Below are 25,983 nucleotides of genomic sequence, written 5' to 3'. Positions count from 1 at the left end.
GTTTATATAACTTTATTGAATTAACAATACAATTACTCAAGTTTTTTCTTTCATTTTATTAATAACAAAATCAATACTTTCAAAAACATCTTAAAAAAACTAAAAACTTTGTAAAATAGCCCTGATGGAAACGGCATCCTTTTAAGCGGGTCCCGAAGCTTCGGGACGGCTTAAAAGATAGAGTGTACAGCAGGACAAACCGTGATAAAAAACCGAGATTTTCTGCTCCTAAAAAATCTAAAAATCTGCGTTCTAAAGTCTGCATTCTTTTTTTTATCTTTGCGGTCTTAAAAATCAGACTATAATGGCATTATCAGAACAAGAAATCATCCGAAGAGAAAAACTTCAATCTTTACGCAACTTAGGAATCAATCCTTATCCTGCTAATCTTTTTCCTGTAAATCATACTTCAAAACAAATAAAGGAAACGTTTGAAGAAGGTAAGAAGGTGATTGTTGCAGGGCGTTTGATGAGCGTGAGAGATCAGGGAAAAGCTTGTTTTGCCGAATTGCAGGATAGCGAAGGACGTATTCAATTGTACGTGAACCGCGATGTTTTGTGTGAAGGCGACGATAAAACCTTGTACAATCAGGTTTTCAAAAAACTAACCGATTTAGGAGATTATATCGGAATTGAAGGTGAATTGTTTACAACTCAAGTAGGTGCAAAATGTATTCGTGTAAGCGGTTTTACTTTCTTAAGCAAAACGTTGCGTCCGCTTCCTTTACCAAAAGTAGATGAAGACGGAAAAGTTTTTGACGCTTTCAACGATGCCGAATTGCGTTACCGTATGCGTTATGTTGATTTGACGGTAAACCCACAAGTAAAAGAAACTTTTATCAAAAGAACTAAATTGTTCAACGCGATGCGTGGTTTCTTTAATGATGCAGGATACCTTGAAGTTGAAACTCCGGTTTTACAATCGATTCCTGGTGGAGCGGCAGCGCGTCCGTTTATTACGCACCACAACTCATTGGATATTCCGTTGTACATGCGTATTGCGAATGAATTGTACTTAAAAAGATTAATCGTTGGTGGATTTGACGGTGTTTATGAGTTTTCGAAAAACTTCCGTAACGAAGGAATGGACAGAACGCACAACCCGGAATTTACTGCCATGGAAATATATGTAGCCTACAAAGACTACAACTGGATGATGGATTTCACCGAGCGTTTATTAGAACATTGTGCTGTTTCGGTAAACGGAACAAGTGATGTTACTTTTGGTGAACACCAAATTAGTTTCAAAGCGCCTTTTGCCCGAGTGACGATGACGGATTCTATCAAGCACTTTACTGGTTTTGATATTTCAGGAAAAAGCGAAGCCGAATTATACGAAGCTGCTAAAGGGATGGGAATTGAAGTGGATGAAACCATGGGGAAAGGAAAACTGATTGATGAAATTTTTGGAGCAAAATGTGAAGGAAATTATATTCAGCCAACTTTTATTACTGATTATCCAAAAGAAATGTCGCCACTTTGTAAAGAGCACCGTGACAATCCGGAACTAACAGAGCGTTTTGAATTAATGGTTTGTGGTAAAGAAGTTGCCAATGCGTATTCTGAATTGAATGACCCAATTGACCAAAGAGAACGTTTTGAAGACCAAATGCGTTTGGCTGCCAAAGGTGATGATGAAGCTAACGGAATTATCGATGAGGATTTCTTAAGAGCATTGGAATACGGAATGCCTCCAACATCAGGTTTGGGAATCGGTATGGATCGTTTGATGATGTTCTTAACCAATAATGCTTCTATTCAGGAAGTGTTGTTGTTTCCTCAAATGCGTCCTGAGAAAAAACAAATTCAAGTAGAATTAACTCCAGAAGAGAAAGTTATTTTAGATTTATTGAAAGGAAGCGAAAACAAAATGGATTTGGTACAACTTAAATCTATAGCTGGTTTGAGCGGTAAAAAATGGGATGTTTCTATGAAAAACTTATCGAAACACGGTTTGACTAAAGTAGCTGTTGAAGGCGAAAGTAAAGTGGTGGAATTCGTAGGATAATTTTATTCTTAATATATAAAAACCCGTCTCGTTTTAATTAACAAGACGGGTTTTTCATTTTTATGCCTTGCATTAAATTCATAAAATTTCCTTAAGAATTAAACTATTAATACTTCCTGTTGTCTTATTTGAAAAACATAAAAAGACGACCATTATGAAAAAATTAATCACCTTAGCATTGATAGCAACAATTGGACTATCAACTTATGCACAAGAAAAACAACCAAAACCGTCAAGACACAATGGCAATCCAATGGAAAAATTCACTCCGGAACAACGCAATGAATTGATGTTGAAAAAAATGACATTAGACCTTGACTTGAATGCTTCCCAACAAAAAGAAATGAGTAAAATAATTGCGGAACAAAGTGCCAAAAGAGAAGCTCATTTAAAAGACAGAAAAGCAAAAACAGAAAAACCAACTTCGGATGAATTATTTGCGATGAAAAGCAAAATGTTGGACGAGCAAATTGCGATGAATGGTAAAATGAAAAAAATCCTTTCTGCTGACCAATTCAAAAAATGGGACGAAATGAAAAAACACCATCGTGAAGGCATGAAAAAACATTTTGACCGCAGAATGGCTCAAAACAGACATGACAAAGGTGGTGATTTCAAAAGAATGCACAGAGATGGAATGAAAAAAAACATGATGAGACACAAAGACAGTACTCAGATAAATAAATAATTTACCTATTCAAACAAAAAAAAGGGATTGACTTTACAATAGACTGCCCCCAAAAAGTTAGACGCTATTTGGGGACAATCTAAAAAGAAAAACTCTTTTATATCACTCAAAAAAATTATTTTCTGGTATTAGTATTTCCTGTAGGCATATAATAAAGCAATACAATACACACCAAGAACAACCCAAATGAAGCTACAAAAGCCGGAATAAGAATCTCTATATTATTATCCAAAGCATTATTTAATGCGGCATACAACAACCAAATTTGAATAGTAACATTCAAAATCAATACAAAAATCAAGGTCGAAAGAATTGCGTTCAACTTATTCGGATTGGACTGATTCTGACTTCTTCTAAAATTACTCATATCCTTATCTTATTAAATCACTTTGACTTTTTCCTGTTGCGCTGCTTTTACATAAACCGCTTCTCCTTTAAAAAACACCTCCAATTTTGGCAATGCTCTCGGTGGCGGACCTCCTAATACATTTCCGGTTTGTGCGTCAAACGAACCTTCGTGACAGGGACAATGAATAATTCCGGTTCCCGGCTTGTAAAAAACAGAACAGGAAAGGTGGGTACATTTCTGTTCATAGGCTTTAAACTCACCGGTTTCCAGATGAATCAATATATAAGGAATAGTACTCCCCTGAATTACAAAAGCATGTGTTCCTCCTAATGGCACATCGGCTTTATTACATACAAAATGTTCCCCTTCTACTTCTTCTTTCGGATACCAATAGGCTTTGGCTGCCACTAATCCGCTTCCTACCATCAAACCACCGGAAACTAATGTCAGGAATTTTGCAAAATCACGACGGCTTACATTAGTAGCCTGTTGCTTTTCAATTGGAAAATCTTTCTTCCAGTTTTTATTTAAATTTTCTTCTTTTTTTGACATGACTTTCAAACTAAAAAATTACTAATTCACTACTTCCCTTAGGCATCATGATATTCACTTTGGTATTCACAGTCTCTTTTCCAAAAATAAAAGTATTTACAGGTGTACTGTTTGGACGCATTTCCTGAATTTCATCTTTTGTACCATAAAATAAAGCCCCACTTGGACAAACCGTTGCGCACATTGGTTTTTTTCCCACGCTGGTTCGGTCATAACACATGGTACATTTCATCATCAAATCGTAGTTCTCTTCTTTTTTGGGTACACCAAAAGGACAAGCCATCACACAATTGGAACAACCAATACATCTTTCGGTATTCGCCGTATGTACAATTCCAAATTCATCTTTAGAAATCGCATCGGCCGGACAAACATTGGCACACACCGGATCTTCACAGTGCATACACACCTGAACGGTAGTTTGAACCGTTGAAGCCCTGTCTACATAATTCACATGAATCATCGGTTCCTGACCATTAGTTTCGCATTCAGCACAAGCCATTTCGCAGGCTTTACAACCAATGCAACGCTGCATATCTACAAAAAATTCTTCGTTGGGATTAAAACCACTATATTTCATCTACATCAATTCTTTAGAAATTAAACACTGGCATAAGCTTTCGATTCTTTCGAAGGCGGAGCGATTTCGCCGAGTGGTTTTAATTGGCAGGCGCACACCTTAAATTCCGGAATTTTAGAAATTGGATCTAATGTTCCAATGGTCAATTGGTTTGCCGATTTTTTACCCGACCAGTGATACGGTATAAAAACCGTGTCTTCCCGAATGGTTTCCACAATATTGGCCGGAAAAATTCCTTCTCCTCTTCGGGTGGAAACATGAATTAATTCTCTTTGTTTAATTCCGTATTTTTGAGCCAAAACAGGATGAATTTCCAATAAAGGTTCCGGAAACTGATCCACTAACTTTCCAATTCTTCGCGTTTGTGTTCCGCTTAAATATTGCGAAACCACACGTCCTGTGGTCAAAATTACCGGATAATCCACACAGGTTACTTCCCCCGGAAGTTTATAAGGTGCCGGATTAAAATGCGCTTTCCCATCAGGAGTTTTAAACTTTCTATCTTCCCATAAACGCGGTGTTCCGGGATGATCTTCGGTAGGACAAGGCCAGAAAACCCCCATATTGTCTTCTACTTTTTTATAGGTAATTCCGTTGTAATCGGCAGTTCCTCCTTTAGAAGCCACACGCAATTCATTAAAAATGGCTTCACTGCTCTCGAAATCAAATTTGGTTCGCACTCCCAAACGTTTGGCTAATTCTAAAATAATCGAAGTATCCGTTCGGGCATCACCCGGAGGCGTTACCGCCTGACGAATTCGAATCACACGTCCTTCTGCCGAAGTAGTAGTTCCTTCTTCTTCTTCCTGTAAAGAGCCCGCTAAAACGATATCCGCATGACGAGCCGTTTCATTTAAGAAAAAGTCAATACACACATAATATTCCAGTTTTTCCAAAGCTTCGCGAACGTAATTACTATTGGGTAAAGAAACCAACGGATTGAAACAAATAGACAACAAACCTTTTATTTCTCCCCTGTGAATTGCTTCTATTATTTCATAAGCCGACAAACCTTTACCAGGCAAATCTTTCTCATCAATCCCCCAAACTTCTGAAATGTATTTACGGTGTTCCGGATTTTCAATATCTCTGTTTCCCGGCAATTGGTCACATTTATGTCCGTGCTCCCTTCCTCCCTGTCCGTTTCCTTGTCCTGTAATGGTAGCATAACCGCAATACGGTTTTCCAATTCTTCCTGTTGCTAAAACCAGATTGATACAACCTAAAACATTATCTACTCCTTTAGAATGATGCTCAATTCCGCGTGCATGAAGCAGGAAACTGGTATTGGCTTTTCCCCATAACTCAGCAGCCATTCGAATTTTTTCTTGATCGATCCCTGTTACTTCTTCTGCCCATTCCAAAGTATAATCTTTCACTGAATCAATAGTTTCCTGAAATCCGGAAGTATGATTATCTATAAAATCATGATCCAGCATATCATGATCCACCAAATATTTCAACATCGCTCCGTACAAAGCAGAATCAGTTCCCGGACGCACATTCAAATGAATATCCGCGGTTCTCGCTAATGGAATCATCCTTGGGTCTATTACAATCAATTTTGCTCCACGGTCTCTGGCTTTCCAAATCCAGTGGGTTAATGTTGGAAATGTTTCACTAATATTCGCTCCGGCAACAATAATTACCTCAGCATATTCTAAGTCCGAATAATTATTGGAACCCCTGTCTAAACCAAAAGCCTTTTTATTTCCGGCGCCGGCACTCACCATACACAAACGTCCGTTGTAATCCAGATTTTTAGTTTTTAAGGCTACACGGGCAAATTTCCCCACTAAATAACTTTTCTCATTGGTTAAAGAAACCCCTGAAAGCATTGCAAAAGCATCATTTCCATATTCTTTTTGAATACGTTGAATTTCTCTGACGGTTTTCGTCATCGCTTCATCCCATGAAGTTGGCACAAAACCTTGCCCTTCCACACGTTTCAATGGACTCAAAAGCCTGTCCGGGTGATTATTTTGCAAATAACGCTGTACCCCTTTTGGACACAATCTTCCTTCATTAAAAGGAAATTCCATCCAGGGTTCGAAACCAACTACCTTATTTTCTTTAACTGATAATTGAATTCCACATTGCATACCGCAAAAACAACAATGTGTTTTTACCAGTTGATCGGGTTCATCTCTTCCTTCATACCCTTCCTGAGGACTATAATTAAGATGAGGACCAAATTGCGCCACGATATGCTCTTCTGAAACCGGTAATTTTGCCATATTTATATGCTTTTATCTTTCTTTATTTTATCCAAACAAATTCCCTCCATCCTGACGCGCTCTTAAATGAGCCTGCGCCAATCGGGATCTTTTTCCTTCCGGGCTTAAATCTAAATGTGAAGTTCCGTCTTCTCTGTCAAAGTCAAAACCTAATTTTTTAGTAAGTTTTTTCAAATCTTTAATATGCAAATTTGTTGTAAATTCTTCTCCTGTATGCTCACAAACAGCCATTCCCTGTTGCTTTCCAACTTTATGATAAATATGAGCGGCAATTTGCGCCGGACGCTGGATAATATGAAAAAACTTCCCAAACGGAATCCAAATCAGAAATAAAATAACGGTTACAGCGTGCAAAACGGCCAAAAAGTCGAAAGCCAAACCTTTCATAAATTCATAGGAATACGTTAATCCTAATCCTGTAACCGAAATTGCAATTAATAGAATCAATGGCAATAAATCGCTTTCGAAAGTTTGAGTTGCAATCAAACCCGGATTAGTCAAACGTCTTCTTAAATAATATCCCGCACCAAAAATCACCATGTAAGAAGACCAGTTTAGCGCATGAAAAGTCAGGAATGCCATGATGGAATCCAAATCAAAATCCATGACTTTAAACCCAAAAAAATGCGCTTCATAAACCGAAATCGAATTAGGAGCCATTGTAAAATGTACCCAGCCAAAAGTTAATGGAATCGTGATTAAAAATGCCGATGTACAGCCTACCGCAATCATAAAATGCGCCAGCCAACGGTATTTCCCTCTGGGATATATAAACTTTTGAAAAGCAATATTTTCAACGGATTCTTTGACAGCAAAACAAAAATGAGAAAAGATTTTACCGGTAAATAAAAATCCTACTCCCCGTTTAAAATAAATCCACGTGGGCGGTCTTTGCAACCAAACGGTATAACGATACACAATCCCAAAAAAAGCAAATACCGTCCCAAACAAATACGTCACTAAGGCTGCGTCAAAATTTTGCAATTCTCTCGAACCGTAAAACACTAAAACAACCATTAAAACGGAAAGCAGCGTAGCAATAAGCATCGCTTTTATATTATAGCTTCTGTTTTTCATTTTATTTCCCAATATTACACTTGTGCTTAAAAACTACTTTTTATTTTTCGAAAGTAAAAATAAGTAAAAAATACGTTAAAATACTTAAGTATTGACTCGAAATACAAAAACGACTAAATATGTTATAAAACACGTACAAATCTAATTTACAACAATAAACATCATCGCTTATTATCAAACCCTTATTTTTCACTATTAACCATGAAAACATACTACTTTACAAACCAACAACTTAGATTGTTTTTTTTCTCAAATTAAGTATTTCTTTAACTAACTAGGTCTTTCGCAACCTTTTCTGTTATAAAACCACCAATTAATAACTGTAGCTATTGTCGTAAATACAATAAGACCTGTAAAGAATTGTATCACTGACCCATTTGCTGAAATATTATTCCCAATCAATTTTGAAAAAATGAAAGGACCAAAAGCTGCAATAGCTGCTGTCCAACCAATAACACCTGCCGCCTGTCTTTGATTTTCTGAAAAGATAATTGGAAACTGTCTAAAAGTACCCGCATTTCCAATACCTGTAAAAAAGAACATCGCTAAAATTACTCCAACAAATAACGGAAACTGATCCATACTGCTAGGAGATACTAATCCCTGAGTGATTAAAATAACAGCTCCTGCTAAAATCCCAATACCTGTAATAGTTGTTAATATGGCTCCTCCTACTTTATCTGCAATAAATCCAAAAGCTATTCTGCTGGCAGAACCAATAAGCGGACCATAAAAAGCATACACTAACGGATCCGGAGCATTTGGAAAATCACCATATAAAAATTTTATCATCAAAGGAAAAGCTGCCGATAATCCTGCAAACGTTCCAAAAGTCATTAAATAAGTAATTGTACAATACCAGGTATGTTTGTTTTTAAAAATATCCATCTGCTCTTTTACCGAAGCCTTCATAGGGATACTTTTTAAAAAAAACCAACTCATAAATGCCAAAACCAAGAGAAAACCAATGTACCAAAATGCAGCAGATTGAATATAGATACTCCTTTTATTTACCGCCTCATTTTGAGGGCTTATTTTGTTTAATATTTTTTCAGCTAATTTAGGATTGGCATTAGCTATGGCTTTAGATTTTACTTCCAAAGGCAAAGCTGTAAAAACTACTGTATTATCTGCTGATTTTACGGCAGTTGTTACTGAATCTAAAACTGGTTTCTTTACAGTAGCCAAAATTTTATTTTGCGTTTTGACATCCAAAGCGGCAAAAACTTCTTTTTGCTTTTCAATTGTTGAGTCTGTTAAAACATTTTGTGTTTCTTTGGCATCGATGCTTGTAAATACCGAAGTGGCTCCGTAAATACTAACACTCAAAATAATCGGAGTAATAAACTGAGCTAAAGAAACCCCAAAATTCCCAATACCGGCCTGAATTCCTAAAGCCGTTCCTTTTAATCTTTTTGGAAAAAACAGACTTGTGCTAGGCATAAAGGATGAAAAATCTCCACCACCAAAACCAGTGGTAATAGCCAAAAGAACAAATACCCAAAATGGAGTACTGGTATCCATCACTGCAAACCCGATTCCAATTGCTGGAATTAATTTGAGTAAAGTTGCCACAGTCACTACATGCCTTGTACCGAAAACAGGCAGAATAAACGTATGTATAATTCGTAAAAAACCGGCCGCTAAGCCTGGAATAGCCACTAACCAAAAAAGCTGATCTTTAGAAAATGTAAAACCAAGTCCGGGAAGTTTCACTGCAATAACACTCATCATAAACCAGGAAGCAAATGACAAGATTAAAGAAAGAGTGGTTACTGTTAATGTTTTCCATGCAATTTTACTACCTGTTGCTGCCCAAAATGTTTCATCCTCAGGCTCCCATTTAGTTAACCAAGTATTGGTTTGCTCTTGTTGTGTTTCGTTAGATACATTTTCAGGCTCTGATCCTAATTTTTCTAAGTAAGTATCCATAATGTTATTTTTTAAATTATTATATTTTATTGGTTTCGCTCAATTCCTTTGGTAAATTGAGGCATTTTTTCTCTCATAATGTTAATAATGGTTCGGTGCATCCATAATAAACAACCTACAGAAATCAGGAAAATAAATATCCAGGAACTGGTCCACAAACCGGTTGCATTCAATAAGTAACCAAATAATATTGGCCCTATAAATCCGCCTAAACCACCTATTAATCCTACCATTCCGCCAACAACTCCTACTTCGTTAGGGAAGTATTCCGGAATATGTTTAAAAACAGCTGCCTTCCCAATTCCCCAGGAAATCCCAATCAAAACCACTAATACAAGATAGACCCACATGTTGGCATTAAATTTTATCTGAGTAATTCCTTCAGCCAAAAGTTCTTTCTTTTTGACTTCCTGATTTTGTTTGACTACAATTTCCTGCCATGAATTTCGAACAGGTAAAAAATCGGAATCAGAGGAACTAATTGCTGTTTTCGCATCAACATTATAGGTTCTTTCTCCTACCTTAATTTCAGAAGCGGATATTTGGGTAACCACTCCATTATTAGCCGCTAAAACTCCCGGACCAGATGTGAAAATTTCCATTTTAGGAAACATCAACAAAAAACTAATAACAATTGAAGACCCCAAAACCCAATACATTACTGCTCTGGCACCAAATTTATCCGACAAATAACCTCCAAAAGCCCTGATAATTCCTGATGGCAAACTAAACATCGTGGCAAACATTCCTCCCATAACAAGAGTCGTGTGATACACATTCATAAAATTGGGCAACAACCATTGTGAGTAAGCCACAAAACAGCCAAAGACTAAGAAATAATAAGCTCCAAATCGCCAAACACGTACATTTTTTAAAGGTGCCAATAACTCCGAAGTTGATCGGGCTACTGTTGCTGCTTTTTTATTTTTAGCAAAAAACACAAACAACAACCCAATTGCTACCAACACAATTCCATAAATCACCGGAAGCATTTTCCAGCCATTTTCAGCATCTGTTTCTGATAAAATATTTAATACGGTTGGTGCAAAAAACGTAGTTACAGCAGCACCAGCATTTCCCATTCCGAAAATCCCTAAGGCTCTTCCCTGCCATTCTTTAGGATACCAAACCGAAGTATAGCCTACTCCAACCGCAAAACTGGTTCCTATTAATCCAAAGAAAAAACTCAATACTGCAAATTCCCAAAAAGAACTGGCAAAAGGCAACATAAAAAGCGGAACAGAACAAAGTAATAATAGTGTAGCAAACACTTTTTTTCCACCATATTTATCGGTTAAAATTCCTATTGGTAAACGAAAAATAGCTCCCGATAAAATAGGAAGTCCTAACAACCATCCTACTTCAACAACAGACCAGTTAAAGATTCCCTTATCTACCAAATAAGTAACCAAAACTCCGTTCAAAGTCCAACAGGCAAAACCGATGGTAAATGCCAAAGTATTCAAAAATAAAATGCGATGTGATTGTGATAAATTACTCATACCCCTTGAATTAATAACGATGTAAAGATAAAATAGTCCTTTATCTATAAATATGATAAATGTCAGCCGGCATATAAGATTTATTACATCTCAAACAAACAGAAAAACAAATAGAACTGAAAAGAAAAAACCTCTATTTAAAAACTAAAATCGTTTCTAAACAGAGGCTTTTTAAAGCAGAATTAATACCCTTTTATTTGGATGAGAATATTTTTGGTTGAAACGAAAGCATGATCCAAACCCAATTATTAGTTTCAGAGGGATTGTTTGCATTTTTAATTCTTTCGAGCGTTTGAGTCGCAAACATCTGAGAATATCCGGCCGAAATCGCGATGTCTTTTTGAAGAGTATAATTCAAACTAAAATCAATTTCTGTTCCCAGATAAGCGTCCTTTTCTTCATTAGAAGCATCCAAAACCGTATTGGGAGCGCTAAAAAAATGAGGCGTTACTGTAAATTGCCATTTCTCGAATGCATAATTTAATTTCAAAAAAGCATCCTGCAATCCCACACTATTTTGATGATTTCCCACATAAAAATAATCCATAAAACCATTAAAACCATGATTGGTACCAAAAAGCGGACTAAAAGATTTAACTGTTATACTATTTTCCGTTTGATCTTTTCCGGAAAGAAATTCGTAACCTAAAGTTGCTTTAAATCGATCCGTAAAAGCATAACCCAAATTCGCTCCGGCATACCAGCCGCTCACTTTGGCATTCGCACTTTTTCCGGTTTGCCCGTACAAACCCAGATTGGCGTCCCATTTTTTATTTTTAAAACTCCAATAAGTCCCAAAAGTTTGCTTGTAATCGGCCTCTAAATTTCCAACCGATTTCTCGAATTCATAACCCGTATTCAACAATAAAAAACTGCTGCTTATTTTACCAAATTGCGTATGATACCAGGCATATTGCATCGATTTATAATTAGTGGTATAAGGCGTTTGGGGAGCAACTAAATTTTCGGCATTAGAATTTAAGGCAAATCCTAAATCCAACTGATGCTTATTAGGATGGAAAGAAAATACGGCTGCATCATGACTTTGTCCTTGTTGCGCCCAATCGATTTCTCCTAAAATACGCTGGTTATCATAGGAAATCACCTGACGTCCCAAACGGACTGACCAATCGGAATTGAACTCATATTGTGCCCAGGCTTCAAAAACCGCCACTCCGTTTTTATCAGCTGTGGCAGTGGTAGCAACATCTCCCCAGATTCGGATATTTTGTAAAGCCAATTTCAATTTTAATTTGTCCTGACGAAAATTCAAATTTAAACGGGAACGCTGAGAGACAAACGAAGTTGCTTCTTCTCCCTCTGACAAAGGACTTTTAAAACCATTTCGGTATTCGTAACGTGGCCTTATTTGCAAATTAGCCTCTACTTCCTGTGCGTAAGTTTTCAGACTCAACATTCCCAAAAGAACAAAGCCTGATATTTTTAATATTTTCATTTTTAGTTTATTTTTTGAATTTCTTCAGTGATTTTGGCAATAGTCGGATCGGAATTCACGCCCAAACCTTCCTGCTGATAAACCAATTCTCCATTGGCATTAAAGACGCTTATAATATTTGAATGCGAAAAATCCATTGGGGAAACTTTTTTATAATTAACCGATAAAACGGCTGCAAATTCTCTGGTATTTTCTTCTGTTGAACGCAGAAAAACCCATGGTTCGCTATCCATTTTATTTTCTTTGGCAAATGCTTTAAGTCGCTCCGGAGTGTCCACTTCAGGATCTATACTTACCAAAACCATTTTTACTTTGTCCTTACCTTTTTCAGGTAAACGCTGTTCGATATTTCTCATATCAGCAACCAAACGCGGACAGGCGGCTTTACAGGAAGTATAAATCATTACCATTACCAAGACCTTGCCTTTTAGATCTTTCATTTCGATATTTTGTCCGTTTTGATTCGTCCATTGGGAAGGCAAATTATAAATGGACAAATCTGAAACAACCGTATCTTTTTCACTCGCTTTAGCTTTTTGATTACAGGATTGCATCATTAAAATGCCGCTGAAAACCGCTAAAAAAAACAGTAGTCTTTTTGCAATTTTCACATTACTATTTTTAAATTTTGAGTTCATTTTTTACTTTTTTGAATGGATTTCGCAGGAGTTGCAATATCTCTGGCGCAACGAAATCCAAGGTTAATTGTAGTGTACCTTGCTTTCAAACTTCCTCTGAAAGCATAGCGCATAAAAGCGGCATAATTCATTAAATCGCTGGCGTTAATAGAACCGCTTCCGCAAAATAAATTCTTATCGGTATCCTTATCTTTTCGCGATTCTCCCGAAAGAAAAATACTGTTGAAGTCAGACGTCCATTCCCAAACCAATCCGTGCATATCATAAACGCCCCAGTAATTCCGAAAGGTTTGTCCTATCGGATTGGCATAAGCTTTAGGTTTTTCATACCAGGACAAAATGTATTTGGTATAGTTTTCCTGACTTCGGGCATCAGTTCTTTTTTCATCAGCCATGGCTACATATTCCCATTCGTCCATAGTAGGCAACCTTTTCCCCTGACATTCACAATATTTTTTGGCTGCAAACCAGGAAACATTGGTAACCGGAGCATTCCCTAAATTATTTTTGCCATAATTAAAATCACTTTCCCATTGGGACAAATAACTTTTATCAGCAAAAATTCCTTTTATTTTAGAACGAGCGTAAGCCGGATATTTTTTTAGAAAAACTACAAATTGCGCATTCGTTACCGGATAAACATCCATTTCAAAAGCGGCAACTTTCAGCGGTTTTTTATCAATGGAACCATAAAGAGGGACAAACTTTCCCTTCTTTATGGTAACCATTGGAGTTTGTTGAGCACCAACAGACGTTACTATTCCTAACAGTAAGATGAATACGGTTATTTTTCTCTGTAACAGGGTTCTCATTCTTAATTTTTTAAACTTTATTTTCTTTGTGCTTTAACCATTGCGGGGGTAACTACTGTTTTGTTATTTCCCCAACTGCTGTACACATAAGTAAAAGCGTCAGCCAGTTGTTGATCAGTCAGGGGTTGTGCCGGCATTGCTGAAGTATATTTTTTACCATTTACAACAATTGGTCCGCTCAGTCCTTTTACCACTCCTCTAATGGCACGATTTACATCTTTATTTAAATAATCCGATTTTGCCAACGGAGGAAAAGCTCCGGGGATTCCCAGTCCTGTAGCCTGATGACAGGTGATACAAACTTTATCATACACTCCTTTTCCTTTGACAGCATTTTGACTAAAACCATATAATCCAAATCCCATCATTGCAATTGCAAATACATATTTTTTCATTTTGATTATCTTTTAATTTTTTTAAACTTTTCTCAATTCCGTTTTTCAGAAATCTTAATGTGTTGCTGCTGCTTTTGGAGCTGGTTTTGCTCTAACCGCTTTCACTCTTGCCGGCGTAATTACCGTTTTATTATTACCCCAACTGTTATAAACATAGGTTAATACATCAGCTACTTCTTCATCCGTTAAATTCTGACTGGTCATGACATTGTTGAATTTTTTTCCATTAACTGTAATTTCACCGCTTAATCCATGTAAGACCGCATTAATTGCCCGATCCGGATTAGCATTTAAGAAATCAGATTTTGCCAAAGGAGGAAAGGCATTTGGAATTCCTTGGCCGCTTGGCTGATGACAGGCAAAACAGGTTCTTCCGTACAATTCTCTACCAGACTCAATTTGTTCCGGAAGCGTTTTAGCCGCCACTTTTTTAGCCACACCGTTTTCTCTTGGCATGTTTTGAATGGTTCCGCCTTCCGGCAAATAAATTCCTTCCTGAGTTGTTCCGGAATACACTTTTTTATTCTCATCACCTTCTACTTTTAGCATTCCCAAAGCTCCTTTGTTGAAAGCTCTAAAAATTGAATGATCCACCAAAATGAAAGTTCCCGGAACATCTACCTTAAACTCAACGATAGCAGAACCTCCGGCAGGAATTAAAGTAGTTTGTACATTTTTATTAATTTTATCGCCTCCTTCTATGTGAACTTTATCGAAAATTTCGCCAATAACATGGAAAGAAGAAACCAGATTTGGCCCGCCATTTCCCATGAAAATACGAACCGTTTCACCTACTTTTGCTGTAATAGATTTATCTCCTGTCAACGCGCCAACTTTTCCATTAAACACTACATAATCAGGATCTTCTTTAATAGCTTTATTCATGTCAAAAGGTTGTTTCCCTGATTCTCCGTAACTTCCTTTGGTATAAAAATCGCCCTGCATTACATAATATTCCTTATCAACTGGTGGTAAACCTCCTTCCGGTTCTACCAAAATCAAACCGTACATTCCGTTAGCAATGTGCATCCCAACCGGTGCCGTGGCACAATGGTAAACATACAATCCTGGATTTATGGTTTTAAAATTAAACACCTTCTCGTGTCCCGGTGCTACTAAGGAAGAAGTTGCTCCTCCTCCGGGTCCCGTAACCGCATGCAAATCAATATTATGTGGCATTTTGTTATCCGGATGGTTTTTTAAGTGAAATTCAACCTCATCTCCCACTCGAGTTCTGATGAAACTTCCCGGAACCGAACCTCCAAAAGTCCAATAGGTATATTTTACACCATCAACCATTTCTCCTTCCTGCTCCTTAATTTCCATGTTAACCACTAATTTGGTAGCTGCACGGTCGCCTACCGGTTTTGGCACTAAAGGGGGCGCAGTAAGCTCGGCTTCTTTTTGCCCTTCAATTGCAATGCTCTTATAATATTCAGCATCTTTTTCTTCTTTTTTTGCACAAGAAAACAAGTTTAACAACACTGCTCCCACTACTGCAATTCGCATACTTTGTTTCATTAAAGTTAGTTTGGGTTTCATAATTATTTATTATTAAAATGTATCGTTTTCAATAAATAAAGGATAAATTTATCTTTTATTGTTTTATGACAAAATACGCTCTTAAAAAAAACTTAAAATATGATAAAAATCATGGAATCGATTTTATTTTTTTTCTAAAATCAAGAAGTAAAAAACAAAACATATCACCATGAATTACAAAATATTACAATTAAAATTACAATAAAAGACAAATTTATCTTTTATTTAAAATTAATCATTACATTTGTAGCAGAGATTTAAAAATTAAAAACAATTATTATGGAAATTTTAGAACAAAAAACAATAGGTCAATATGTTGCCGATGACTTTAGAACAGCAGCTGTTTTTTCAAAATACGGTATCGATTTTTGCTGCAAAGGAAACCGAACAATCGAAGAAGCCTGTGAAAAAAAAGGACAGGATTCAGAAACCATTTTAAACGAAATTAATACAGTTTTAAACACCAAAAACGACAACACTATCGATTTTAAATCCTGGCCGTTGGACTTATTAGCCGATTATATCGAAAAAACACATCATCGTTATGTTCAGGACAAAACGCAAATTTTGCTTCCGTTCTTAGACAAACTCTGTAAAGTTCACGGCGCAGCTCATCCGGAACTTTTTGAAATCAACGAACTTTTTAAAGGCTGCGCCGGCGAACTGGCGCAACACATGAAAAAAGAAGAACTGATTTTATTCCCTTTTGTCAAAAAAATGGTCAAAGCAACACTACAGGATGAATTAGTAGAACAACCACATTTTGGAACTGTTGAAAACCCCATTGCTATGATGATGCACGAACACGATGCAGAAGGTGAACGCTTTAGAAAAATTGCTTCTTTAACCCATAATTATACGCCGCCGGCAGATGCCTGCAATACTTACAAAGTAACTTTTGCGATGCTACAGGAATTTGAAGAAGATTTACACAAACACATTCATCTGGAAAACAATATTTTATTTCCAAAAGCAGTCGAATTAGAACAAAAATTCACAGAACTCTAAATACTTCAAATCATCAAATGCTATGGAAAAATATGTTATCAAAAGAAACGGCCAATACAAACCTTTTGAATCTTTCAAAATAAAAGATGCTATCGAAAAAAGCTTTCAGAGTGTTTCCATAGCAATTGATGAAAGTATTTTTGAAAAAGTCATTGAGCAGTTAGAACCTAAAGAAACCTGGTCAGTTGAAGAAATTCAGGACATTATAGAAAAACAGCTTTTTGAAAAAAAGTATTTTAACGTCATGCGTTCGTTTATGCTTTACCGTCATAGCCGTAAATTGCAACGCGAGCATATTAATGGTTTAAACGAGGATACCACTTATGTGGACAGCACGCAAACCATTGAAGAATACATTAAACAAACCGACTGGCGCATTAATGCCAATGCCAATACTTCTTATTCCAATGCCGGTTTGGTCAACAATGTAGCGGGAAAAATTATTGCCAATTATTGGCTGGACAAAGTGTATTCAAAAGAAGAAGGTTACGCGCACCGCAACGGCGATATTCATATCCATGATTTGGATTGCCTGACCGGCTACTGTGCCGGCTGGAGTTTGCGCGTTTTATTGAACGAAGGTTTTAACGGTGTTCGCGGTCGTGTAGAAAGCAAAGCACCGTCACACTTTAGGGAAGCGCTGGGACAAATGGCTAATTTTCTGGGGATTTTGCAAAGCGAATGGGCAGGTGCTCAGGCTTTCAGTTCTTTCGATACTTATTTGGCGCCTTATGTTTTCAAAGACAATCTCTCTTTTGATGATGTACTAAAAGCGGTTCGCAGTTTTGTTTACAATCTGAATGTTCCGGCGCGTTGGGGACAATCGCCTTTTACCAACATTACTTTGGATTGGGTGGTTCCTGAAGATTTGAAAACACAAATTCCGACGAAAAATGATTTACACTTTTTTGAGGGAAATTTCAATTATGATCTTTTGGTCAGAGCCAAAGAAAGAGGCGTAACTAAATTAACCGATTTGCGTTACGAGCATTTTCAAGCCGAAATGAACCTCATTAACAAAGCCTATTACACCGTAATGACCGAAGGCGATGCCAATGGACAGCCTTTTACCTTCCCGATTCCAACGGTAAATATCACCGAAGAATTTGACTGGAACGGCGAAAACACCGATTTACTTTTCCAAAATACAGCTAAAATTGGGTCTTCTTATTTCCAGAATTTCATCGGGAGTCAGTATGTTTTGGATGAAAACGGAAATAAATCCGAAAATCCGAATGCTTATAAACCCAATGCTGTTCGTTCTATGTGTTGCCGTTTGCAATTGGATTTACGCGAATTGTTAAAACGCGGAAACGGTCTTTTTGGAAGTGCCGAAATGACGGGAAGTATTGGTGTGGTAACTATCAACATGGCGCGTTTGGGCTATTTATACAAAGGAAACAAAGCCGAATTATTCGAACAATTAGACCGATTATTATACATTTCAAAATCGACTTTGGAGAAAAAAAGAATCTTTATTCAGGAAATGTACGACCGTGGTTTGTATCCGTACACGAAGCGTTATCTGCAACATTTCAGAAATCATTTTTCTACGATTGGCGTAAACGGAATCAACGAAATGATTGTCAATTTTACCGAAAATCAGGATACGATAACGTCCAACACAGGAATTGCATTGGCTGCTGAAATTCTGGATCATATACGTAACCGAATGAAAGAATTTCAAGAACAAACCGGAAATTTATACAATCTGGAAGCCACACCAGCCGAAGGAACTACCTATCGTTTTGCCAAAGAAGACAAGAAACGCTTTGCCGATATTTATCAGGCGGGACAGGAAGAGAATATTTATTACACGAACAGCTCCCAAATTCCGGTGAACCATACCGAAGATCCTTTCGAAGCTTTGTTTTTACAGGATGAATTGCAATGCAAATACACCGGAGGAACGGTTTTGCATTTGTATATGAGTGAAAAAATCAGTTCGCCCGAAGCCTGTAAACAATTCGTAAAAAAGGTATTGTCTAACTTTAAACTGCCTTACATCACCGTGACACCGGTATTTAGTGTTTGCCCTGTTCATGGTTATTTGAACGGTGAGCATGAATATTGCCCGAAATGTGATGAAATTATTATTGCTGAAGCAACAAAATTAGTTCAACAAAAAGGTTAATTCAAAACAACAAACTATAAATAATCATGAAAACAACCACAAACCCAATTTTAGAAGAAAAACAGCATTTAAGAACCAAATGCTTAGTGTACACCCGAGTAATGGGCTATCATCGTCCGGTAGAAAGCTTCAACATTGGAAAAAAAGGAGAACACAAACAACGCACTCATTTCAATGAAGGAAAATGTTAGTACACCTATTTACAGCATAACGCCTTTTACTTTATTAGATTATGCGCATCAATCAGCCTGTATACTTTGGTTTGCAGGCTGTAATATGCGTTGTTTGTATTGTTACAATCCCGAAATTGTTCTTGGAAAAGGAAGTATTTCTTTTGAAAAAGCGCTTACTTTTCTTCATTCCCGTAAAAATTTACTTGACGCAGTAGTTCTTAGCGGAGGCGAATGTTTATTACACAAAAACATTATCGACCTCATTTTGGAAATTAAAAAAATGGGATTTCTAATCAAAATTGACACTAACGGTTCCAGACCAATGCTCTTAAAAAAACTGATTGAAAAACAATTGATTGATTATGTGTCGCTTGATTTTAAAGCGCTACCGAAACATTTTGAAAAAATAACCCAATCGGTTCTTTTTCTACAATTTGAAAAATCTTTAGATTTACTTTTAGAAAACCAACTTCCATTTGAAGTTCGAACCACTGTTCATTCGGAATTGATTCCTGAAAAAGATATTCAACAGATGATTATATATTTAGAAAGCAAAAAATATTCGGGGAATTACTACCTTCAGTATTTTGTAAACGGCGTAAAAACCTTAGAAAATTTAGGTCACTCACTTAAAATATTAAACGAAGAAAAACTTTCCACTTCAAAAATAAAAGTTTCTATCAGAGGATAATTATGCGAAAACATTGGCTCTTAATCTGTTTTATTAATTTTTTCATTGCAGCCAGCATGGGACTAGTACTTCGGTTTGTTGCAATTTTTCCTGTTCCCAATATCAATTACCAATTTTTATTACACGGACATTCACACGTAGCCATGCTAGGCTGGGTTTATCTGATGATTTACAGCTTAATTGTTCATTTTTTTATTCCAAAAACAGCGCAGCAAAAACCTTTTTACAACCGATTATTCTGGCTAACCGAAATTGCCGTCATCGGAATGATGTTTCGTTTTCCTGTGGAAGGTTACGCTTTATTTTCTATAATTTTTTCTACGCTGCATATTTTTTGCAGTTACTATTTCTGTCGATTAGTTTGGAAAGATGCCAAAACCAATTCGCTACCTGAAAAACAACTTTTAAGAACCGCATTGTTTTTCATGATATTGTCCACTTTAGGCGTTTGGTGTTTGGGCCCGGCAGTTGGACTCTTAGGAAAAGCCAGTGCTTTTTATCAGATAGCCATTCAGTTTTTCCTTCATTTTCAGTTTAACGGCTGGTTTTTATTTGCCATTTTAGCGTTATTTCTCAAACATTTGAATGCAACTATCGACAAAAAAATATTTCAGCGATTTTATAATTTTCAGGTTTCGGCTACGGTTTTAACCTTGGCTTTGCCGGTAAGTTGGTATCTTCCTAATCCTCTTTTCCATTGGATAAACAGTCTGGGAGTACTATTGCAACTGATTTCTTTTATTCTTTTTATCCAAATCATCCGACCTCATTTTGAAACTTTCTTTTCCAATTTAAAAGCTGTTGAAAAACTGGTTTATGGCTTCGCCTTAACTTCATTAGTCCTAAAAGTCGTCATTCAGTTGGTTGTTTTAATTCCTGAATTTGCCCAAATTTCACATCAAATTCGAAATTTTGTCATTGGCTACATACATTTAACAATGCTCGGAATCATTAGTGGTTTTTTATTGGGATTTGTGCTGCAAAATACATTTCTAAACGGACAAAAGAAACGCGTCAAATTAGGAATCTTATTGTTTTTAATAGGTTTTACGGGTACCGAATTACTTTTATTTCTACAAGGCAGCCACTTTTTTTTCAACAAAGGACAGCTTCCCGGATATACAGAAAATCTTTTTACCGCCAGTATTTTTTTACCATTAGGACTATCAACACTAATTTCCGGTATTTTGTTAAATTTCAAAGCAATTCAACCTCAAAAATTATAGTTCAATAATGAACTTATTTCAATAAATTTGTAAAAAATTAAATATGTTCTCTAAAACTTGTGAATACGGAATCAGGGCAACTATTTTCATTGCATCAGAATCTTTTCAAAACAACCGTGTTGGGCTGAAAGACATTGCCAAAAAAATAGATTCCCCGGAAGCTTTTACTGCTAAAATTTTACAAATCCTTTCCAAAAACAACATTATTCATTCGATTAAAGGCGTAGGAGGCGGATTTGAAATTCCAAAAGAAACAATGAGTCAGATAAAATTATCTCAAATTGTGACAGCATTAGAAGGCAATCAGGTTTTTACAGGTTGTGGTCTTGGACTGAGTCATTGTTCGGAAGAACATCCTTGTCCGGTTCACGATAAATTTAAATTCATCCGAAACGAACTGGCTGCTATGTTAGAAAACACTAATTTAGAAGAACTCGCTTCAGGAATTAAATCCGGAGATACTTTTTTAAGATATTAATCAAATTCGTTTTTATAAAAAAACAACACCAATAAAAACAAGAGTATTACTTTCAAATACTTGTAATTAACAAAATGGACACAGAAAAAATAAAAGATTTAAAAGAGCGTATATTAGAATTAAAAAAAGTAAAAAATGCCGTAATTCTGGCACATTATTACCAGGAAAATGACATTCAGGATATCGCTGATTATGTAGGAGACAGCTTGGGATTATCACAGGAAGCCACTAAGGTGGATGCTGATATTATTCTTTTTGCGGGGGTTCATTTTATGGCCGAAACAGCAAAGATTTTAAATCCTTCTAAAAAAGTAATCCTTCCTGATTTGAATGCAGGTTGCTCTTTGGCAGAATCTTGTCCGCCGGACTTATTTAAAAATTTCATCGATCAGCATCCTGATCACACCGTAATTACTTATGTAAACTGCTCTGCCGAAGTAAAAGCACTGACGGATATTGTGGTAACCTCAGCTAATGCTGTAAAAATTGTAGAATCAATTCCAAAAGACAAGCCAATTATTTTTGCTCCGGATAAAAACCTTGGAAAGTATGTCATGAGCAAAACCGGAAGAGAAATGCTTCTTTGGGATGGTTCCTGTGTGGTTCACGAAGCTTTTTCATTAGACAAACTAATTGCCTTATACAAACAACATCCGGATGCTCAAATCATCGCTCACCCGGAATCTGAAACACACATTTTGGAAACCGCCAGTTACATTGGTTCTACTTCCGGAATGATTGAATATGTAAAAACCAATCCGAACAACAAATTTATTGTTGCAACTGAATTTGGTATTTTACACAAAATGCAGGAAGAAGTTCCTAATAAAACATTAATTCCTGCTCCGGCAAAAGAGGATAATACGTGCGCCTGCAGCGAATGTGGCTACATGAAAATGAATACTTTACAAAAAGTCTATGATTGCTTAGCAAACGAAAGCCCGGAAGTGCACGTAGCCGAAGACATTATCCAAAAAGCATTAGTTCCTATCGAAAGAATGCTTGAATTATCTAAATAATGACAAATACCAATTACCTGATAATAGGCTCGGGTGTTGCCGGCTTGACCTTTGCGCTCCGAATTGCGGAACAATTTCCGGACAAAAAAGTTACCATTGTAACTAAAGCTAATGCCGACGAATCCAATACCAAATACGCACAGGGTGGTATTGCTATTGTTACCGACAAAAACGAAGATTCCTACCAAAAACACATCGAAGATACTTTGATTTGTGGCGATGGATTATGCAATGAATCAGTAGTAAGAATGGTGGTAACAGAAGGTCCTCAACGATTAAAAGAATTAATTGAATGGGGAGCCAAATTTGACAAAAATTCAGACGGCAATTTGAATTTAGGAAAAGAAGGCGGGCATTCTGAAAACCGCGTGGTACATCACAAAGACCAGACAGGTCACGAAATTGAACGCGCTATTTTAGGACAGGTTTACCAAAAAAGCAACATCACCGTTTTAGACCATCATTTTGCCACCGATTTAATTACAGCCGAAAATTACTGTTTGGGAGCTTATGTTTTAGATCAAAAAACACAAAAAATAAGCACTTATAAATCAGATATTACTTTACTGGCCACCGGAGGAATTGGAATTCTTTACGGTCACACCACTAATCCCGCTATTGCTACCGGAGACGGGATAGCGATGGCTTATCGTGCCAATGCCAGCATTAAAGAAATGGAATTTATTCAGTTTCACCCGACTGCTTTTTACGAGCCAACCACAGGTTCTAAGTTTTTAATTTCTGAAGCGGTTCGTGGTTTTGGTGCTTATCTACGTACTAAAAATGGTCGCCGTTTTATGATTGATTATGATAGCAGAGAAGAACTGGCTTCGCGTGATATTGTTTCCCAAAGCATTGATTTGGAACTAAAAAAATCAGGAGACGACTGCGTTTATTTAGATTGTTCCCACTTGGACATTGAAGCGTTCAAACAACATTTTCCGATGATTTACAATCATTGTCTTAAAGCAGGAATTGATGTTACCAAAGACTGGATTCCGGTTGTTCCGGCACAACATTATATTTGCGGAGGAATTGTCGTAGATATGGATGGAAAAACTTCGGTAAACAATTTATTTGCCTGCGGAGAATGTTCGCAAACCGGATTGCATGGAGCAAATCGTTTGGCATCTAATTCTTTATTAGAAGCATTAGTTTATTCCAGCAGAATATTTGAATATTTGTCGAATCCTGCTTTAAAAACAGAAGTTCCGAATATTGCAATTCCGGAATACAACAGCATGGAAAAACCAGAAATTGACACTGACTATCTGAATACTTTAAAGGCAAATTTGCAACAACTCATGCGACAAAATGCCGGAATCGTCAGATACGAAACCGATTTGCAAAATGCTAAAATTCAACTTTTAGAATGGAAGGCAGCCATTGAAAAATTAGGCGAAAATCACCAGCTCAATTCGGCTTATTTTGAATTACTGAATATGATTACCATCGGAAGTTTAATCGTTACGCAATCCATTGAACGAAAAGAAAATAAAGGCGGATTTGTAAAATTTGAAGCTCCTTCTTTTAAATAAAAACAGCTATTTAAAAAACCAACGACAAACGATATTCACTATTTTAAAAAAATAAATATTTTTTTTGACAATAATTAAACCTTTCTCTTTATTTATCATCTTATACCCATAACTTTTAACATAAATCAAGAAAAATGAAAAAATTAATTATTGCTGCATTATTAGTTGCTAGTGTATCAACTTTTGCACAAGACAGAAAAGAAAGACCTCAAAGAGGTGAAATGGGAAACATGACTCCTGAACAGCGCGCCGAAAGACGTGTGGAAAGAATGACTAAGGATTTGAACTTAGACGCCAAACAACAGGAGCAACTAAAACAAATGTATGCCGACGAAGCTAAAGAAAGAGAAGCGATGATGGCCGACATGAAAAATAAAAAGGACAAATCCAAAGAAAAAGCAGGCGACCAAAAAAAAGGAATGCAGGATCATATGAAAGCTTCTGAAGAAAAAATGAAAGCTATTTTAACTCCTGAACAATTCACAAAATGGAAAAGCAATCAGGACAAAATGAGAGAAAGAATGCAGCAAAGAATGAGTGAAAGACAAGGTGGTATGGGAATGGATGACAACGGACCAAGAGGCGGCGGTGACATGGATAACTAATAACAAAAAAGCTTCGGAATTCCGAAGCTTTTTTTATGTCCAAAATTATAGCGTTTTAGAAACTTTATCAATCGCGTTGATGGTAAAATCCAAATCTTCATAAGTCAGCGCATCAGTTATAAACCAGGTTTCGTAAGCTGAGGGCGCAATGTAAACACCTTCCTGTAACAAACCGTGGAAAAACTTTTTAAAAGTGGCATTATCACCTTTAGCGGCAGTTTGAAAATCAACAACAGGACTTTCATCAAAATGCACCGAAATCATCGAACCAACTCTGTTAATCGTATAAACAATTTTGTTAGCCTGCAACACACGTTGAATTCCGGCTTCTAAGTAAGCTGTTTTTTGTTCCAATCGTTCAAAAATAGCGGCATCATTATTTAAAGATTCTAACATTGCCAGACCCGCGGCCATCGCCAATGGATTTCCGGACAAAGTTCCTGCCTGATACACAGGCCCAAGTGGCGCTAAATAATTCATAATTTCTTCACGGGCAGCAAAAGCTCCTACCGGTAATCCGCCACCAATTACTTTTCCGAAACAAACAATATCGGCATCAATTTTTAGTAATTCCTGCGCTCCACCTTTTGCCAGACGGAAACCAGTCATTACCTCATCAAAAATCAACAAAATTCCATTCTCCGAACATAACTGACGTAAACCTTCCAAAAATCCTTTTAGCGGAGGTACGCAACCCATATTTCCCGCAACAGGTTCCACAATAATGGCAGCAATTTCATTAGGATTCGCCTCAATTAAACCCTTTACATTTTCTAAATCATTGTATCTAGCTAACAATGTATCTTTAGCCGTTCCGGCTGTTACACCAGGACTGTTAGGCGTTCCAAAAGTCATCGCGCCACTTCCCGCCTGAATCAGAAAAGAATCCGAATGGCCATGATAACAGCCTGAAAATTTAATTATTTTATCTCTTTTTGTAAATCCGCGTGCTAATCGCACTGCACTCATACAGGCTTCTGTTCCGGAATTTACAAAACGAATTTTATCAATATTGGGGACCATCGAAACCGCTAACTTAGCGATTTGGGTTTCCAACTCAGTTGGCATTCCAAAAGAAGTTCCCTTTTGAGCTCTTGCTGTCACTGCCTGAACTACCGGCTCATAAGCATGCCCTAAAATCATTGGCCCCCAGGAATTGATATAATCGATTAATCGGTTTCCATCTTCATCATACAAATAAGCTCCTTTGGCTTCTTTTACAAAAATTGGGGTTCCTCCAACTGATTTGAAGGCTCGTACCGGCGAATTTACTCCTCCGGGAATTACTTTTTCTGCTTCAGCAAATAGCTGACTACTTCTTTGGTATAACATTTTTATTTTAC

At 36.8% G+C, this 25,983-nt stretch carries 24 protein-coding genes; 11 read left to right on the top strand and 13 right to left on the bottom strand.

The window, feature by feature from the left end; genetic code table 11:
• The first annotated feature begins 304 nt into the window (after positions 1-304).
• Both lysS and B6A10_RS13200 read left to right on the top strand, forming a co-directional pair.
• A complete protein-coding gene (lysS, locus tag B6A10_RS13205) occupies positions 305-2,008 on the top strand; it encodes a lysine--tRNA ligase (RefSeq protein WP_188221239.1) in 1,704 nt (567 codons plus the stop codon).
• A gap of 154 nt (positions 2,009-2,162) precedes the next feature.
• Positions 2,163-2,696 (top strand): hypothetical protein, encoded by a 534-nt coding sequence (locus tag B6A10_RS13200; protein ID WP_188221238.1) that lies wholly within the window; start codon positions 2,163-2,165, stop codon positions 2,694-2,696.
• Between the two features lie 115 nt (positions 2,697-2,811).
• On the opposite strand, the gene B6A10_RS13195 is transcribed toward B6A10_RS13200, so the two are convergent.
• The 12 genes from B6A10_RS13195 to nirK all read right to left on the bottom strand — a co-directional run bounded on the left by B6A10_RS13195 (position 2,812) and on the right by nirK (position 15,747).
• Positions 2,812-3,063: a DUF6755 family protein gene (locus B6A10_RS13195; protein WP_055094032.1), complete on the bottom strand. Its 252-nt coding sequence runs from the start codon at positions 3,061-3,063 to the stop codon at positions 2,812-2,814.
• Between the two features lie 12 nt (positions 3,064-3,075).
• Positions 3,076-3,597, bottom strand: coding sequence for a Rieske (2Fe-2S) protein (locus tag B6A10_RS13190; RefSeq protein WP_026713275.1), 522 nt, complete (start codon positions 3,595-3,597; stop codon positions 3,076-3,078).
• 10 nt (positions 3,598-3,607) lie between these two features.
• Positions 3,608-4,177: a 4Fe-4S dicluster domain-containing protein gene (locus B6A10_RS13185; RefSeq protein ID WP_055094028.1), complete on the bottom strand. Its 570-nt coding sequence runs from the start codon at positions 4,175-4,177 to the stop codon at positions 3,608-3,610.
• A 20-nt stretch (positions 4,178-4,197) separates the two neighbouring features.
• On the bottom strand, positions 4,198-6,414 hold the full coding sequence (locus B6A10_RS13180) for a molybdopterin oxidoreductase family protein (RefSeq protein ID WP_188221237.1): 2,217 nt from the start codon (positions 6,412-6,414) through the stop codon (positions 4,198-4,200).
• 27 nt (positions 6,415-6,441) lie between these two features.
• Positions 6,442-7,491, bottom strand: coding sequence for an MFS transporter (locus B6A10_RS13175; protein ID WP_188221236.1), 1,050 nt, complete (start codon positions 7,489-7,491; stop codon positions 6,442-6,444).
• A 270-nt stretch (positions 7,492-7,761) separates the two neighbouring features.
• The gene (locus B6A10_RS13170) at positions 7,762-9,423 is read right to left on the bottom strand and encodes an MFS transporter (RefSeq protein WP_238929403.1); all 1,662 of its coding nucleotides are present in this window, start codon (positions 9,421-9,423) and stop codon (positions 7,762-7,764) included.
• Between the two features lie 26 nt (positions 9,424-9,449).
• The gene (locus B6A10_RS13165) at positions 9,450-10,925 is read right to left on the bottom strand and encodes an MFS transporter (protein ID WP_188221235.1); all 1,476 of its coding nucleotides are present in this window, start codon (positions 10,923-10,925) and stop codon (positions 9,450-9,452) included.
• 193 nt (positions 10,926-11,118) lie between these two features.
• On the bottom strand, positions 11,119-12,381 hold the full coding sequence (locus B6A10_RS13160; RefSeq protein ID WP_188221234.1) for an alginate export family protein: 1,263 nt from the start codon (positions 12,379-12,381) through the stop codon (positions 11,119-11,121).
• Positions 12,382-12,383: 2 nt separating this feature from the next.
• Positions 12,384-12,938, bottom strand: a complete 555-nt coding sequence (locus tag B6A10_RS13155; RefSeq protein WP_188221249.1) for an SCO family protein — start codon at positions 12,936-12,938, stop codon at positions 12,384-12,386.
• Positions 12,939-13,015: 77 nt separating this feature from the next.
• A complete protein-coding gene (locus B6A10_RS13150) occupies positions 13,016-13,831 on the bottom strand; it encodes a formylglycine-generating enzyme family protein (RefSeq protein ID WP_188221233.1) in 816 nt (271 codons plus the stop codon).
• Between the two features lie 17 nt (positions 13,832-13,848).
• Positions 13,849-14,226 (bottom strand): c-type cytochrome, encoded by a 378-nt coding sequence (locus tag B6A10_RS13145; RefSeq protein WP_055094014.1) that lies wholly within the window; start codon positions 14,224-14,226, stop codon positions 13,849-13,851.
• A 54-nt stretch (positions 14,227-14,280) separates the two neighbouring features.
• On the bottom strand, positions 14,281-15,747 hold the full coding sequence (gene nirK, locus B6A10_RS13140; protein WP_394354336.1) for a copper-containing nitrite reductase: 1,467 nt from the start codon (positions 15,745-15,747) through the stop codon (positions 14,281-14,283).
• Positions 15,748-16,047: 300 nt separating this feature from the next.
• On the opposite strand from nirK, the gene ric reads away from it, so the two are divergent.
• The 9 genes from ric to B6A10_RS13095 all read left to right on the top strand — a co-directional run bounded on the left by ric (position 16,048) and on the right by B6A10_RS13095 (position 24,640).
• A complete protein-coding gene (ric, locus tag B6A10_RS13135; protein WP_188221231.1) occupies positions 16,048-16,776 on the top strand; it encodes an iron-sulfur cluster repair di-iron protein in 729 nt (242 codons plus the stop codon).
• A 22-nt stretch (positions 16,777-16,798) separates the two neighbouring features.
• Entirely contained in the window at positions 16,799-18,910 is a 2,112-nt protein-coding gene (locus B6A10_RS13130) for a ribonucleoside triphosphate reductase (RefSeq protein ID WP_188221230.1), read from the top strand.
• A 26-nt stretch (positions 18,911-18,936) separates the two neighbouring features.
• Positions 18,937-19,101, top strand: a complete 165-nt coding sequence (gene nrdD / locus B6A10_RS16405) for an anaerobic ribonucleoside-triphosphate reductase (RefSeq protein WP_188221229.1) — start codon at positions 18,937-18,939, stop codon at positions 19,099-19,101.
• Complete coding sequence (locus B6A10_RS13120; protein ID WP_188221228.1) at positions 19,085-19,774, top strand: anaerobic ribonucleoside-triphosphate reductase activating protein; 690 nt, start codon at positions 19,085-19,087, stop codon at positions 19,772-19,774. The genes nrdD and B6A10_RS13120 overlap by 17 nt, the downstream gene beginning before the upstream one ends.
• A gap of 56 nt (positions 19,775-19,830) precedes the next feature.
• The gene (locus B6A10_RS13115; protein ID WP_238929402.1) at positions 19,831-21,000 is read left to right on the top strand and encodes a hypothetical protein; all 1,170 of its coding nucleotides are present in this window, start codon (positions 19,831-19,833) and stop codon (positions 20,998-21,000) included.
• 43 nt (positions 21,001-21,043) lie between these two features.
• On the top strand, positions 21,044-21,478 hold the full coding sequence (locus B6A10_RS13110) for an RrF2 family transcriptional regulator (RefSeq protein WP_026713261.1): 435 nt from the start codon (positions 21,044-21,046) through the stop codon (positions 21,476-21,478).
• 74 nt (positions 21,479-21,552) lie between these two features.
• Entirely contained in the window at positions 21,553-22,497 is a 945-nt protein-coding gene (gene nadA, locus B6A10_RS13105) for a quinolinate synthase NadA (protein WP_188221226.1), read from the top strand.
• Positions 22,497-24,035 (top strand): L-aspartate oxidase, encoded by a 1,539-nt coding sequence (nadB, locus tag B6A10_RS13100; protein WP_188221225.1) that lies wholly within the window; start codon positions 22,497-22,499, stop codon positions 24,033-24,035. Before nadA ends, nadB begins: the two co-directional genes overlap by 1 nt.
• A 134-nt stretch (positions 24,036-24,169) precedes the next feature.
• Positions 24,170-24,640: a Spy/CpxP family protein refolding chaperone gene (locus B6A10_RS13095; RefSeq protein WP_188221224.1), complete on the top strand. Its 471-nt coding sequence runs from the start codon at positions 24,170-24,172 to the stop codon at positions 24,638-24,640.
• 45 nt (positions 24,641-24,685) lie between these two features.
• Here the strand turns inward: B6A10_RS13095 and hemL are convergent, their stop codons facing one another.
• Positions 24,686-25,972, bottom strand: coding sequence for a glutamate-1-semialdehyde 2,1-aminomutase (gene hemL, locus B6A10_RS13090; RefSeq protein WP_188221223.1), 1,287 nt, complete (start codon positions 25,970-25,972; stop codon positions 24,686-24,688).
• Positions 25,973-25,983 lie beyond the last annotated feature (11 nt).

It is taken from the genome of Flavobacterium pokkalii (genome assembly GCF_014596575.1).
Lineage (GTDB): Bacteria > Bacteroidota > Bacteroidia > Flavobacteriales > Flavobacteriaceae > Flavobacterium > Flavobacterium pokkalii.
This window is presented reverse-complemented; position numbering and strand designations above follow the sequence as displayed.